The sequence below is a fragment of the Streptomyces sp. NPDC002676 genome, assembly GCF_053592455.1.
Genome location: NZ_JBSFVT010000036.1, coordinates 22,410 through 35,372, shown reverse-complemented (window position 1 = coordinate 35,372; position 12,963 = coordinate 22,410). Strand labels below are relative to the sequence as shown.

Sequence of the window (12,963 nt, the reverse complement as noted above, 5' to 3'; positions counted from 1 at the left end):
ATCGGGCCGGTGGGGGATTCAGTCTTGGGGATGCTGCCGGTGAACAGCGGCTGCGGCGCGGACCAGCCGTCGGGGTCGGTGGGGTCGCTCGACGTACGGTAGACGAAGGGCGACGCGCCCCACTGGGACGCCAGCACCCAGATCTTCTTGGGCGCGAAGTAGAACAGCGTGGGCGCCACCGCGGACTGGCGCATCCCGGCCTGGCCGGCCGACGCCATGTCCGACCAGTTCGTGAAGGGCCTGAACATCATCGAGCCGTACGACGAGCCCGACACGCTCGACGCGTACACCAGGTGCTTGCCGTTGTACACCACGTCGGTGAAGTCCTTCACCGCGTCCCACCCGTTCGCCGGCTGCGCCAACGCACCCGTCGACGACCACCGGTACGTCGACGGAAGAGCACACGTGCCGCCCGTCGGCGCGGGCGCCGAAGTCCTCAGGTTCCAGTGCTGATGGGCGCCGCCGTTAGAGTCCCAGATCTGGACGGGAGCGCCGTTGGCGGACCGACCGCCGGGGATCTCCAGCGCCCGGCCGCTGGCGACGTTGGTCAGCGTGTAGGAGCCGTCACTGTTACGCCCGGCCCGCCAGTGTTGGTTGGCGCCGCCGCCCGAGTCCCAGACCTGCATCCTCGTCCCGTTGCCCGTCTGGTTGCCCGGCTCGTCCAGTACCCGGCCGCTGGCGACGTTGGTCAGCGTGTAGGAGCCGTCGCTGTTACGGCCGGCCCGCCACTGCTGGTTGGAGGCACCGCTGGCGTCCCACACCTGGAGCGGGGTGCCGTTGCCGTTGTATCCCGCGGGCTCGTCGAGAACGCGTCCGGCGGCCACGTCGGAGAGCGTGTAGACCGCGCCGGAGGTGATGCCGCCTGCGTCCGGCGTGCCGCCGCCGGCGCTGCCCAGGGCGGTGAGCGCCGCACTGTAGGCGGGTTTCTTGTTGCCGCTCGCGTCGAACAGCAGCGGGTTCTCGCCGGTGCGCCACGAGTCGCTGTCCCTGATCCCCCACACCGTGATGCCCGTGCAGCGGGCGACGTTCATGCACGCCTGGACGGCGTTGGTGTACGCCGTCGGCGACGCCTGGGCGATGTCGAGTTCGGTGATCTGGACGTCCACGCCGAGCGCGGCGAACTTGGACAGAGTGGTCTGGTAGCCGGCCGGTGGGCCGCCTGCGCCGAAGTGGCTCTGGAAGCCGACGCAGTCGATCGGTACACCGCGGGACTTGAAGTCCTTGACCATCGCGTAGACGCCCTGCGTCTTGGCGTCGGTCCAGTTCTCGATGTTGTAGTCGTTGTAGCAGAGCTTGGCGGAGGGATCGGCGTTCCGGGCGGTGCGGAACGCCTCCTCGATGAAGCCGTTGCCCAGCACGTCCTGGAACACCGAGCTGCGGTGCCGGCCGCTGCCGCCGTCGGCGAACGCCTCGTTGACCACGTCCCAGGCGTAGATCTTGCCCTTGAAGTGGCTCATCTCGGTGGTGATGTGGTTGTCCATCACACTGCGCAGGGTGTTGGCGTCGGTGATGGACTTCACCCAGCCAGGCAGTTGCGAGTGCCACACCAGGGTGTGCCCGCGCATCCGCTGCCCGTGCGCGGAGGCGTGGCCGACGATCGAGTCGGCCGGGCCGAAGTTGAAGGTGCCGCGGGACGGTTCGGTGGTGTCCCACTTCATCTCGTTCTCCGGGGTGATCATGTTGAACTCCCGGTCGAGAATCGTGGAGTACGTCGAGTCCCCGAGCCTGCCCGAGGACACCGCCGTACCGAAGTAACGGCCGCTGCCGGCCGCTGCACCGGCCAGGGTCGGCGTGCGGGCATTCGGCGTGTGGGCGGCCTGGGCGACCAGCGGTACGGCGGCACCCGCGGCGGCGAGGACCACGGCGGCGGCGAGCACACGGCGGGTGGCCGGACGGCGGCGACGAGAGCGGTTCTGATCTGACAAGGGCATGTCCTTCTGGCACAGCGGGCCTTGATCCGGCCCCGGTTACCCGCCAGTTGCCGCCACGCACACAAAGGTTGCCGCGATCGAGGGAAGAATTTTCACGGCCGCCGTCACCATCCCCGACCCAGCTCCACGGCGACCTGCCGGCCACCGTGGAGGCCACCTACGCCGACGGGACCAACGCCGACCCGGCCGACTGGACCCCGTACCAGCAGTTCGGGTACTTGTTCCCACCGGACTGTGCGGCAAGGGGACTCGTCGCCTTGCCGCACAGCGGCCTTCACCGGGCCGGGACGAACCCTCCCCGGACCGACGCGGAGCCGCCCGAACCCTGCGCGTCGACGCGGTAGCCGTCGCCCGCGGCACCGCGCACGCCGGTGGCGTGGTTGAACTGGGCGGCAAACTCATGGCTCCCGGCCGGCACGGTCAGGCCCGGCTTGAGGACCCAGCGGTAGACCAGCGTGCCGCCGGCCTCCTGAGCGGTGACGGTGAAGTCAGCGCTCGGCAGGGTCTGCCAGGTGCCGGTGTTCTTCACCCCGCCGGTCTGCACGATCCGCATCTCGATCGTGAGCGAGGTGAGCGGCTGGGTCGTCTTGAGGACGAGGTTGCTCTGCGCCCAGTAGACGGTGCTGTGCGGGTCCACCGAGCCGGCCGACCACAGCGGCCCGTTCTGGCTCTCGCCGGCGGTCGGCGATGGACTGGTGGCCGACGGAGTCGGGCGCGCGCTGCCCGGCGTGGTGGCCGGGGCCGGCGCGACAGGGGTGGGGCGGGCCGGTGTCGGGTGCGCGGAGCTGACGGTCGGGGACGGGGTGGCAGGCGTGGTCACGGTGGCCGACGGCGACGAGTGCGCGACGATGGCGGCGACGGCGAGGCCGCCGGTCGCCAGGATGCCGGTGGCGGCGAGCCCGGCGAGCGCGACCCTGGTCCCGGACCTCGCGAACGGCCGCGCGCGGTGACGGACGGCGGGGCCGGCCATGCCGCGTTGCACCCGGGCCAGCATCCTCGCGCGGTCGGGCCGGTGGGCCTCGGCGGCCTCGCGCAGCCGACGGGCGATCTCCTCGTTCACCGGTTCCTCCTCCCTGCCACCAGGTCCCCGACCGCTCGCGCGCCAAGAATCCTTTCCAGCTCGGCCATTCCCTTCGAGGTCTGGCTCTTCACCGTACCGACCGATATGCCCAGCGCCACCGCCGTGTCCTTCTCCGACAGGTCGAAGGCGTGCCGCAGCACCACGCAGGCGCGCTTGCGGAACGGCAGCCGGGCGAGAGCCGCGCGGACGTCCAGCACGGCCGCCATGTCCGGCCCCTCCACCTTCTCGGGGCTGCGGGACCAGAACAGCGTGATCCGGAGTCGCTCGCGCACCGCGCTGCGGATCCGTCCGCGCGCCAGGTTGGCCACCACACCGCGGGCGTAGGCGAGCGGGTGGTCGGCCTGCCGCAACCGGTCCCAGCGCTGCCACAGGGCGACCAGGGCATCCGCCGCGAGGTCGTCCGCCGCGTCGGTCTCGCCGGTCAGCAGGTGTGCTAGACGGGCGAGTTCGGCATAGTGGCGTTCGAAGAATTCGTGGAACTCCGCGGACGCGTCATCGAGGACCATCCCCCGGTCGCCCTCTCCTGGCAATGATGTGCACGTTGGTTGCGTGTTTAACAATCGAGGCGGCAGCCTAACAGTGCCCAGCCCGGGATTCGAACAGCGGTCGTGCTCGGTTGCGGGCCGGTGAAGGCCGACCGGCGGGCTGGTCAATGCCGGGCGAGCTGGACGCTGGTCGGCTGCACCGTCGCACCCGCACCGCCGCCCGCCGCAGACCCGGCATCGGACGGGGCGGCCGCCCGCGCGCCTGCGGCGGACGCGCCGACTGCCCGCCCGGCACCGGTTCCGCTCGCGGTGAGGACGGTCAGGGCCAGGCACGCCGGCACACCGACGGCCAGCAGCTCCAAGGGAATGCCCGTGACCAGTCCGCGCCTGCGCCACGGTCGCGGCGCGGCGTGCTTCGTTGCCCTCATGCCCGTCCATCCGGTAGTTCGAATCGGCCTTCCGGCTCCCAGTTGCCGCAGGGGACGAGAAGGTTGCCGCCCCGACGCCGATTTCCCGGCGACCGGTGCACGGCACGAAAGGGATCTGAAGAACATCGGATACGGCGGCAACCTTTCCGTCCCGAGCGGCCACCCAGGGGTGCACCAACCACGGCGAGCGCAGTCAGCTGCGCTACGCCACCCCCCGTATCCACGCACTCCGATCGGGAGCCACCCGTGTCACCTGACGACCCGATAACCTCCGAGCAGCCGATGCCCCGGGGCCGTACGCACCGCCGTGGCCGAACACGCCGCCGCATCGTGGCGGGAGCGGGGGCGGCACTGCTGGCCGGGGCCGGCGCGGGCGCCCTGGCGCTCAGCGCGCACGCCGCGCCGGCCGTCGACATCACGGTGGATGCCGGTACCCCCCTGGGCACGGTGCCCAGCACTGCTGTCGGCCTCAACACCGCCGTCTACGACCCGAACATGAACGACGCCACGGCGTCATCGCTGATGAAGGCCGCCGGAGTCCGGCAGCTGCGCTACCCCGGCGGCTCGTACGCGGACGCCTACCACTGGAAGACCCACACCCTCACCGACGGCAGCTGGGTCGCGCCCGGCACCGGCTTCGACCACTTCATGGCCACCGCGAAGAGGGTCGGCGCCCAGCCGATCATCACCGCGAACTACGGGTCCGGCACACCCCAGGAGGCCGCCGACTGGGTCAAGTACGCCAACGTCGACAAGCACTACGGCGTGAAGTACTGGGAGATCGGCAACGAGATCCCCGGCAACGGGCACTACGGCAGCAAATGGGAGGTCGACAACCACGCCGACAAAGGCCCGAGGGCGTACGCGAACAACCTGCTCGCCTACGCGAAGGCGATGAAGGCCGTGGACCCGACGGTGAAGATCGGGGCGGTGCTCAACACCCCCGGCTACTGGCCGGACGCGGTGAAGGCTCCCGGCGACAACGCCGACTGGAACCACACCGTGCTCTCCATCGCGGGCAAGTCGATCGACTTCGTGATCATCCACTGGTACCCGGGCGGCACCGGCACGGCCGACCTGCTGAACACGCCCGCCAAGATCGCGGGTGCCACTTCCGCGGTGCGCTCGCTGGTCAACACCTACGCGGGTGCGCACGCCGCCTCGGTCAAGATCGCGGTCACCGAGACCGACAGCTCCATGTCGCCGGCCCTCACCAGCCAGGCCGCGGCCCTGTTCGCGTCGGACACGTACATGAGCTGGCTCGAACACGGCGCCGCCGGCGTCGACTGGTGGGACCTGCACAACGGCATGGGCACAGCACCCACCACCGTCAACGGCCAGACCGACTACCTGGACCAGGGCGTGCTCTCCAGCGGAAGGTGCGTCGGCGGGAAGTGCGAACCGGCGCTTGAGACCCCCTTCCCCACCTACTGGGGCATCCGCTCGCTGACCGCACTCGCGCAGCCCGGCGACACCATGGTCAAGGCGTCCTCCAGCAAGCAGTCGGTCGCCGTGCACGCGGTGCGGAGCAGCAACGGCGGCCTGAACGTCATGCTGATCAACAAGAACCCGCAGAACGCGGCACAGGTGTCGCTCTCCTACGCCGGATACACCCCCTTCCCAGGAACGGTCAGGACCGTCTCGTACACCAAGGGCAGCACCGCTCTGACCACGGCGACACGGGGAACGGCGGCCGCACAGACACTGCCCCCCTACTCGATCACGACTCTCCAGCTGAAGCCCTCGTCCGCGACCACTCGCACCGACACCCCGTCTCCCGCCCCCACACCGACCGCCGCCACACGCACTGCCGCTGCCCCGGTTGCCTCCGCCTCAGGCACGATCGGCACCCGAGCGCAGGCCACGGCGGCCGGCGCACCCCTCGGCCGGCCGGACCGGAGCAACCCGGCAGGCGGCCTGGCTTCCGCCGGGATGAGCAACGCTGTCACCTACAGCGCCCTCGGTGGCCTGCTGGCGCTCGCCGTCGGCTCCATGCTGGTGCTCCGCGTACGCCGCGGCAGAGCTTCGCACGGCAGGTGACCCCCGCCGCGCCGGCGGCTGACGGCCCGGCAGCACCGCCACCGGCCCGCGGCGTGCACTCCGGCCGTCGGTCTCCGAGCCGGTGCCGACGGCACCGGGAAACTGCGCGTGGCGGTGACCTTCCTACGATCGGGCGCTTCGCGGCAGAAGTCGGCCTCGATCTCGTCGTGGCAGTCGGCGGGGACCTCGCCAAGCAGCTCGCCCTTGCGGCAGGCGCAGCAGGGGTTCCGGAGATTGCGCTGGTGGGCGACAACGCCACCGCTGCCTCCTACCTCGGCTCCATCCTCCGCCCCGATGACGTTGTGCTCGTGAAGGCCAGCCGCGGCGGCCAGCTCTGGCAGCTCGCCCAAGCGCTCACTGGCCTCGAAACGGCGCCCAAGGGGTTCGGGAAGTTCTCCGGTGACCTGCTCGTCGGCAATTTCGGAGACGGCCGCATCAACGTCTTCGACCTGAAGACCGGCCGGTTCGAGGGCACGGTGGAGGACCGCAACGGGCAGCCGATCGTGATCCCCGGCCTGTGGGGTCTGCAGCGTGGCACCAAGCAGTCCGGCGGCAAGGACAGCGTCTGGTTCGCCGCGGGAATCGAGGACGAGGAACACGGCCTGCTCGGCACCCTGCGCGCCGCGAAGTGACCCGTCACCGCACCTCGGAGGGCTCGCCGGGCGGTACAACCGCCGGACGGGCCCTCTCTCCCTCTCTCAGCCCGCGCAGCAGGAGGGCGCAGCGTTCAAGACGCCGTCAGCTGCGTGGCCAAGGCTGTGAAGGCGCGGATCTTCGCCGTTTCCGTGTCCGTGCGCCAGACCAGGGCGCCGTTGGCGGGGGGCATGCCGGTGAGGGGGCGGTGGGTGACGCCGGGGTGGCGGTAGAGGCGGAAGAGGCCTTCGTGGGTCGCCCAGACGAGGCGGCCGGAGGCGACGTTGTGGAGCGCCTCCTGGTAGGTGCGTCCGCCGGGTTCCCGGCGCAGGGGCCTGCCGCGGGGGGTGAACGGGGGGCAGACGGCGTGCCGGAACGCCTCGGGGCGTTCCGCGGGGCTGTCCAGGACCACCCAGTCCGCCAGTTCCTCCACGTCCACGGTCTCCCGACGCGCCAGCGGGTGGTCGGTCGCGACGGCCACCACGCGGGGGTGTGACACCAGGACGGTGCCGACCCTGAGGTCCGGTTCGTCCAGCGGCAGCAGGGTGAACAGGACGTCGATCTCGTCGGTGCGCAGCGCCCCGTACACATCGCTCCACGGCACCTCGACCACCGTGATGTCGCAGGCCGGGTGGCGGCGGCCGAAGGCGGCGACCAGGTCGGTCAGCGGAGGGCCGTTGAGGCAGCCGAGGAAGCCGGCCCGCAGGGTGCCGACCACGCCCTGGGCGATGGCGACGGCCTCCTCGAAGCTCTTCCTGAGGCCGGTGTAGGCGGTGCCGAGAGTGCCCCGGGTGTGCTGCCCCAGCGGGGTCAGCGCGACCCGGCGGCTGGTGCGGGTGAACAGCGGGGCGCCGATGCGCCGTTCGAGATTGCGGATCAGCTGGCTGACCCGGGACTGGGACAGCATCAGGCGTTCCGCGGTGCGGCCGAAGTGCAGTTCCTCGGACAGGACGAGGAAGGTCTCGATCTCGGTCAGGTCCACTGTGCTCTCCCCCAGGTCACGGCCTCCCCCGGATCTACCAGACCCGCGCCGCCGCCCCGGCGGGCTTTGCCGATCGATGAGCGTGGCAGATGGGTCGTGCGGCGAATCGGCCTTGATCGGCTTCTGCCGGGCTGAAATCGTCCAGCCGACGGGACTTCGTCCGACCGACGGGAGAGACTTTCGTGATCGTCGTTACAGGCGCCACCGGCACCGTGGGCTCCCAGGTGGTCCGCGGCCTGCGTGAGCGGGGCGAGGCCGTGCGGGCGCTGGTCCGGGCCGAGACGGCGCCGCCCGCGGGCTGGGACGAGGGGGTCGAGCGGGTGGTCGCCGACTTCACCGACCCGGACTCGCTGGACGCCGCGCTGGCGGGCGCCGACGCGGTGTACCTGCTGGTGGCGGTGCATCCGGAGATGGACGGCCATGAGCGCAACGTGATCGACGCCGCGGTGCGCGGCGGGCGGTCCCCGCGCATCGTCCTGCACGGCGCCGCGGGGCTGGAGCAACGGCCGGACGGTGTGCGGTTCGTGGGCGCACACGTCGCCGGCCTCGATCATCTGAAGGCCAGCGGTCTGCCCTGGACCGTGCTGGCGCCGAACGGGTTCTTCCAGAACTTCCTGGGCATCGCGGACGCGGTCCGGGCCGGCACGCTCGCGGTCCCGGGCGGCGCGGGCGCGGTGTCGTACGTGGACGCGCGTGACGTCGCCGCCGCGGCCGTCGAGGTGCTGACCACCGAGGGGCACGAGGGCTCGGTGTACACGCTGACCGGCCCCGCCGCGCTCACCCACGCCGAGATCGCCGCGCGGCTCGGCACCGCCGCCGGGCGCGAGGTGACGTACGCCTCGCCGGCGCCGGAGGCGGCCCTGGCCGGGATGCTGGGCGCCGGGTGGGACCCCTGGCGCGCGGAGGGGATGGTCGAGCTGTACGGGTTCTACGCCGCCGGGCGGGCCGCGGCCGTCAGCCCGGACGTGGAGAAGCTGACCGGGCGGCCCGCGCGGTCCTTCGCCGAGTTCGCGACGGAGTTCGCGGCCGGGTTCCGCCCCTGAGCCGGACGACGAGTTCACCCATGCTGCCCCCGACCCGCCTCGGGGAAGGCCTTCTCCCTGGTGAGGAAGGCCAGTTGGGCCCGCTTTTGCGGTAGGTACACGTCCGGGAGGTCGATCTCGGGGAGGACGGCCTCGGGTCCGCGCTCGAAGCCCTGGCGTTCGAAGAGGGCGATCGCCTTGGCGTTGCGCACGTCCGGGTCGATCACGATGCGCCGGCGGTCCAGGGTCAGCAGGGCGTACCGGGTGATCGCCGTCATCAGCGCGGACGTCCAGCCGGGGCGGGGGCCGTCCGGGCCGGCGGGGGCGAGGAGGAGATGGATGCCGATGTCACCGGGGCGGGCCTCATAGCACTCGCTCACCCGGTCGGCCGCCGGCTCGTACGTCTGGAGCAGGGCGGCCGGTTCGCCGTCCTTGGTGACCAGGTGGGCGTGGTGGGTGTCGAGGGTGGCCATGTGGGCGTAGATCTCGGCGACTTGGGCCTCGGTGAGGCCGTTCATGCCCCAGAACGCGGCGCGTTCCTCGCTCACCCAGGCATGGACGACGGGCGCGTCGGCCGCCGGGTCCAGGGGACGGATGCGGACGGTGCCGTAGCCGTCGATCCGCTGCTCCGTGTGTTCGTGGGTGAGCAGGGTCCAATCCGTGACGACCGGGGCCAGATCTCCCCTGAGCCACAAGGGGAGTTGGTCGCCGTGGTGCGGGGCGCCGGGTACGCCGTCCGCGCCGAAGGGCACCACCCAGCGGCTGTTCTCGCGGCGGGACAGGTCCCAGACGTAGCGGGCGGCGGGGCCGCGCGCGGCGAGATCGGTGAGGCCGGGGACGGCCGAGGTGCACAGCACGCAGTCGTGGTCGCCGGCCAGGCCCGGTTCCTCGTACGGCTCCCCCGGCAACGCCCGCCAGGGGGCGAGTCGGTGGGTGTCGGACCAGGTACCGGCGGGCGGTGCGGCGGCCACCTCCTCCAGCGCGGCGCGGACCGCGGCGGGGCGGTCGATGCCGTACAACTCCTCCGCGCGCAGCAGGTGTTCGAGGGCGTAGCCGATGCGTGGGGTGAGGGCCAGCCAGGGCTGGAGGACCTCCGGGTAGGCGGGGGGTGCGGTGAGGGCGGCGAAGGCCGGGTGCGCGGCGAGATGTCGTACGACGGCGGTGCGCACGGCCGCGTAGGCCGCCGCGCCGGTGCTGTCGGCGTCCATGCGGCGGTCCCAGGCCAGCAGGCGCTCGCGCAGGCGGGCCGCCTCGGAGGTGAGGCCGCCCAGGGCGGCGAGGTGGTCGAGGAGGGGAGCCGCCGAGGCGAGGTGGGTGTCGGTGTGGATCGCGGGCAGGGCGGCGGCGGACCAGGTGCGGCGCTCGTCGAGGAGGGCGCGGATGCGGTCGGCGCGGTGCGGTGGGGCGAACTCGACGCCCAGGGGGGTGGCGGGGCCGCGCTGGTTGGCCATCACGGCGACGCCGTCGGTGACGGTGCCGTACGGCGTTTCGTGCCAGCCCTGCCACTCGTGACCGGGCTGCCAGGCGGGGACCGGCCGGAGGCGGTTCGCCGCCGCCCGCACGGGGACACGGCCTGCGACGCGGTGCAGAAGACCGCCCTCGGCGTCGGCGGCCTGCACGACGTTGACCGGCTCGGCCCAGGTGTCGAAGGCCCGGTCGACGTCGGCGACGGTGCGGGCGCGCAGGAGCGGGAGGAGGGCGCTGAAGCCGAGGTCGTCGGTGACGCGCGGTGGGTGGCGCAGGGCGAGGGCGAGTGGCTCCTGCGGGGCGCCCTCGACGTCGGCGGCTTGCGGTTCGACTCCCTCCAGGCCCTCCGGACCCCCCACGATCACCGGCCCCCGGGCCGTTTCGATCAGCTCCAGTTCCAGGGGAGGTTCGCCCGCGACCTCCACGGTCTCCGTGTGGCGGGTGGCGCGGTGCCAGGCTCCGTCCGGGCCCAGGGCCTCCACGCCCGCGCCGGTGCGGCGAAGACGCTCGCGGTAGAGGTCCTGGTAGTCGGCCATGGCGTTGGTGACGGACCAGGCGACCGCGCCGGTGTGGCCGAAGTGGGCGATGCCCGGGACGCCGGGGACGGCGAGGCCGATGACGTCGAACTCGGGGCAGGCGAGGCGGATCTGCTGGTAGACGCCGGGGTCCTCGATGAAGCGGTGCGGGTCGCCGGCGAGGAGGGCGTGGCCGGTGTCCGTGCGGGCGCCGGAGACCAGCCAGCCGTTGCTGCCCGCCGTGCCGGGGCCGTCGGTGGCGAACAGGCCGACCGCCTCGGGGCCCAGGTGCCGTATCGCCTCCTCGCGCCACAGCTTGGCCGGGAAGCCCGCGAACAGGATGTGCGTGCCGAGCCAGACGCCCAGCGGGGTCCAGGGTTCCCAACGGCCGCAGGACAGGCTCGTACGGCTGAACTCCGGGGCGCGGCGAGCGCCTTCGGGCAGGCCCGCGTTGACCCCGTCGACGTACGCCCGCACCCACGCGGCCGTCTCGGGGTCCCGGCTCTCCAGGGCGGCGAAGCAGCGCCGCGCGGTGTCGGCGAGGCGGGCGCGGCGGGCGAAGACGTCCCAGGAGAGGGCGGAGGCGCCGAGGAAGGACGCCGTGGTGCCCTGGCAGCGGTGCCGCTCCGTCTCCAGTTGCCAGGCGCGGTCCACTGCGGTCACGCGGCCCTGGGCGTAGGCCAGTTCGCGGGCGCTGGACGCGCGCAGATGGGGGATGCCCCAGGCGTCGCGGTAGGTCTCGGTGGTCACCCAAAGCCCTTCATTTTTAGGTTAGCCTTACCTAAGTCGATGGGAGGGAATCGTAGTACAACCTTTCGAGCGCTTAGTGAGTCGTCTGCGGCGACCGTTCTCTATTGGGGGAGTTCCGTTGCGCAGAGTTCTCACGGCCGCTGCCGTGGTCGCCGCCGCCGTCGCCGTTCCGCTGACCCCGGTGGCATCCGCCGCCGCGCCCTACAAGGGGGCCAACACCGCCGCCGTCCAGGACGACTTCAACGGTGACGGGTACCGGGACCTGGTCATCGGTGCCCCCGATGCCTCCAATGGCAGCGTGAACAAGGCCGGCGCCGTCGTCGTCCTGTACGGCTCCGCCTCGGGGGTCAGCACCGCCCACCGCCAGGTCATCACCCAGGCCACGACCGGGATCCCGGGCACGCCGGAGAAGAACGACCGCTTCGGCCAGACCGTCACCACCGCCGACCTGGACCGGGACGGATACGCGGACCTGGTCGTCGGCACCCCGCGCCAGGACTTCGGCCTCCAGCTCGGAACGCGCGGCGCCGTCACCGTGATCTGGGGCGGCCCGAGCGGTCTCAAGGGCGGCGCCGACATCGCTCCGCCCACCGGATACGGCCAGAATCGTTCGTACTGCCTCTTCGGGCAGTCGCTCGCCACCGGGGACATGAACGGCGACGGCGCCCCCGAGCTGGCCGTCGGCAGCACCTGCCAGAGCGCCACCTACACCGGACCCTTCACCCGCACCGGAAAGCCGGCCGCCGCCCACCTCGGCAAGGGCCTCAAGCGCAGTGTGGTCATGGGCGACGTCGACGGCGACGGCAAGGCCGAGCTGTTCTCGATGCCCGGACCCGTCTCGGCCGACAGCGGCCCCCTGAGCGTCGTCCAGGACGATCCGGCCGCACCGTCGACCCAGCTCCCGCTCGCCCACGGCTGGAACGGGCAGGTCGGCGACGTCAACGGCGACGGCTACGGCGACCTCGTCACGGGAGTCCAGTACGACGCCCTGCACACCCAGGACCCGAGCGGCGCCCACAGCGGCGGCGAGATCCAGGTCCTGTACGGCGGCCCGCACGGCATCAGCCCCGACCAGCAGCCCGCGGTCATCCACCAGGACACGCCCGGCGTTCCCGGCGTCGGCGAGGACGGCGGCCAGTTCGGCGCCTCGCTCAGCGTCGGTGACGTCAACGGCGACAAGATCGCCGACGTCCTCGTCGGTGTGCCGTACAAGACCCTCGGCTCGGCCAAGTGGAGCGGTGAGGCCGTTCTGCTGCGCGGTTCCGCCGCCGGGCTCTCCGGCGCCAAGGCCACCGCCTACACCCAGAACACTGCGGGCGTCCCCGGCACCGCCGAGGCGGAGGACTACTTCGGCTGGGCCGTCCACCTCTCCGACCTGAACAGGGACGGGAAGGCCGACCTCGTCGTCGGTGCGCCCGGCGAGAACACCGACGGCCTGGTGTGGGTCGCCCGCGGCTCCGCCGCGGGACCGGTGGCGAACGGCTCGGTCGGCATCTCCGGCAAGAGTGCCGGTATCACCGTCGGCTCTGCCGGCCTCAGCCTCGGCGCGGCGCTGCCCAGCACCGCGGTGACCCGGTAGCAGGCCGGTCCGGCCGGGCGGCGAGCGGATCCCGGGCGAGGCATGATCGA

Annotated in this window: 11 protein-coding genes; 5 read left to right on the top strand and 6 right to left on the bottom strand. The window is 72.2% G+C overall.

Annotated elements, in window-relative coordinates; genetic code table 11:
* Positions 1-1,931: non-reducing end alpha-L-arabinofuranosidase family hydrolase (locus ACWD3E_RS41265; protein WP_451392604.1), on the bottom strand; the 1,931-nt coding region annotated here is incomplete at its 3' end.
* A gap of 47 nt (positions 1,932-1,978) precedes the next feature.
* Between ACWD3E_RS41265 and ACWD3E_RS41260 the strand changes: the two genes are divergently transcribed.
* On the top strand, positions 1,979-2,275 hold the full coding sequence (locus ACWD3E_RS41260) for a hypothetical protein (protein WP_451392603.1): 297 nt from the start codon (positions 1,979-1,981) through the stop codon (positions 2,273-2,275).
* On the opposite strand, the gene ACWD3E_RS41255 is transcribed toward ACWD3E_RS41260, so the two are convergent.
* The 3 genes from ACWD3E_RS41255 to ACWD3E_RS41245 all read right to left on the bottom strand — a co-directional run bounded on the left by ACWD3E_RS41255 (position 2,206) and on the right by ACWD3E_RS41245 (position 3,925).
* Entirely contained in the window at positions 2,206-2,991 is a 786-nt protein-coding gene (locus tag ACWD3E_RS41255) for a hypothetical protein (RefSeq protein WP_451392602.1), read from the bottom strand. The genes ACWD3E_RS41260 and ACWD3E_RS41255 overlap by 70 nt on opposite strands.
* A complete protein-coding gene (locus tag ACWD3E_RS41250; protein WP_451392601.1) occupies positions 2,988-3,518 on the bottom strand; it encodes a SigE family RNA polymerase sigma factor in 531 nt (176 codons plus the stop codon). Before ACWD3E_RS41250 ends, ACWD3E_RS41255 begins: the two co-directional genes overlap by 4 nt.
* A 143-nt stretch (positions 3,519-3,661) precedes the next feature.
* Positions 3,662-3,925 (bottom strand): hypothetical protein, encoded by a 264-nt coding sequence (locus tag ACWD3E_RS41245; RefSeq protein WP_451392600.1) that lies wholly within the window; start codon positions 3,923-3,925, stop codon positions 3,662-3,664.
* A gap of 246 nt (positions 3,926-4,171) precedes the next feature.
* Between ACWD3E_RS41245 and ACWD3E_RS41240 the strand changes: the two genes are divergently transcribed.
* Positions 4,172-5,965, top strand: coding sequence for an LPXTG cell wall anchor domain-containing protein (locus ACWD3E_RS41240; protein WP_451392599.1), 1,794 nt, complete (start codon positions 4,172-4,174; stop codon positions 5,963-5,965).
* Positions 5,966-6,132: 167 nt separating this feature from the next.
* The gene (locus ACWD3E_RS41235; RefSeq protein ID WP_451392598.1) at positions 6,133-6,597 is read left to right on the top strand and encodes a TIGR03118 family protein; all 465 of its coding nucleotides are present in this window, start codon (positions 6,133-6,135) and stop codon (positions 6,595-6,597) included.
* Positions 6,598-6,692: 95 nt separating this feature from the next.
* Here ACWD3E_RS41235 and ACWD3E_RS41230 read toward each other — a convergent pair whose 3' ends face one another.
* Positions 6,693-7,580, bottom strand: a complete 888-nt coding sequence (locus ACWD3E_RS41230) for a LysR family transcriptional regulator (protein WP_451392597.1) — start codon at positions 7,578-7,580, stop codon at positions 6,693-6,695.
* Positions 7,581-7,762: 182 nt separating this feature from the next.
* Here ACWD3E_RS41230 and ACWD3E_RS41225 point away from each other — a divergent pair, with 182 nt between their 5' ends.
* Positions 7,763-8,623 (top strand): NAD(P)H-binding protein, encoded by an 861-nt coding sequence (locus tag ACWD3E_RS41225; protein WP_451392596.1) that lies wholly within the window; start codon positions 7,763-7,765, stop codon positions 8,621-8,623.
* 14 nt (positions 8,624-8,637) lie between these two features.
* Here ACWD3E_RS41225 and ACWD3E_RS41220 read toward each other — a convergent pair whose 3' ends face one another.
* Complete coding sequence (locus ACWD3E_RS41220) at positions 8,638-11,334, bottom strand: GNAT family N-acetyltransferase (RefSeq protein ID WP_451392595.1); 2,697 nt, start codon at positions 11,332-11,334, stop codon at positions 8,638-8,640.
* 118 nt (positions 11,335-11,452) lie between these two features.
* Between ACWD3E_RS41220 and ACWD3E_RS41215 the strand changes: the two genes are divergently transcribed.
* The gene (locus ACWD3E_RS41215) at positions 11,453-12,913 is read left to right on the top strand and encodes an FG-GAP-like repeat-containing protein (protein WP_451392594.1); all 1,461 of its coding nucleotides are present in this window, start codon (positions 11,453-11,455) and stop codon (positions 12,911-12,913) included.
* Positions 12,914-12,963: the final 50 nt, after the last annotated feature.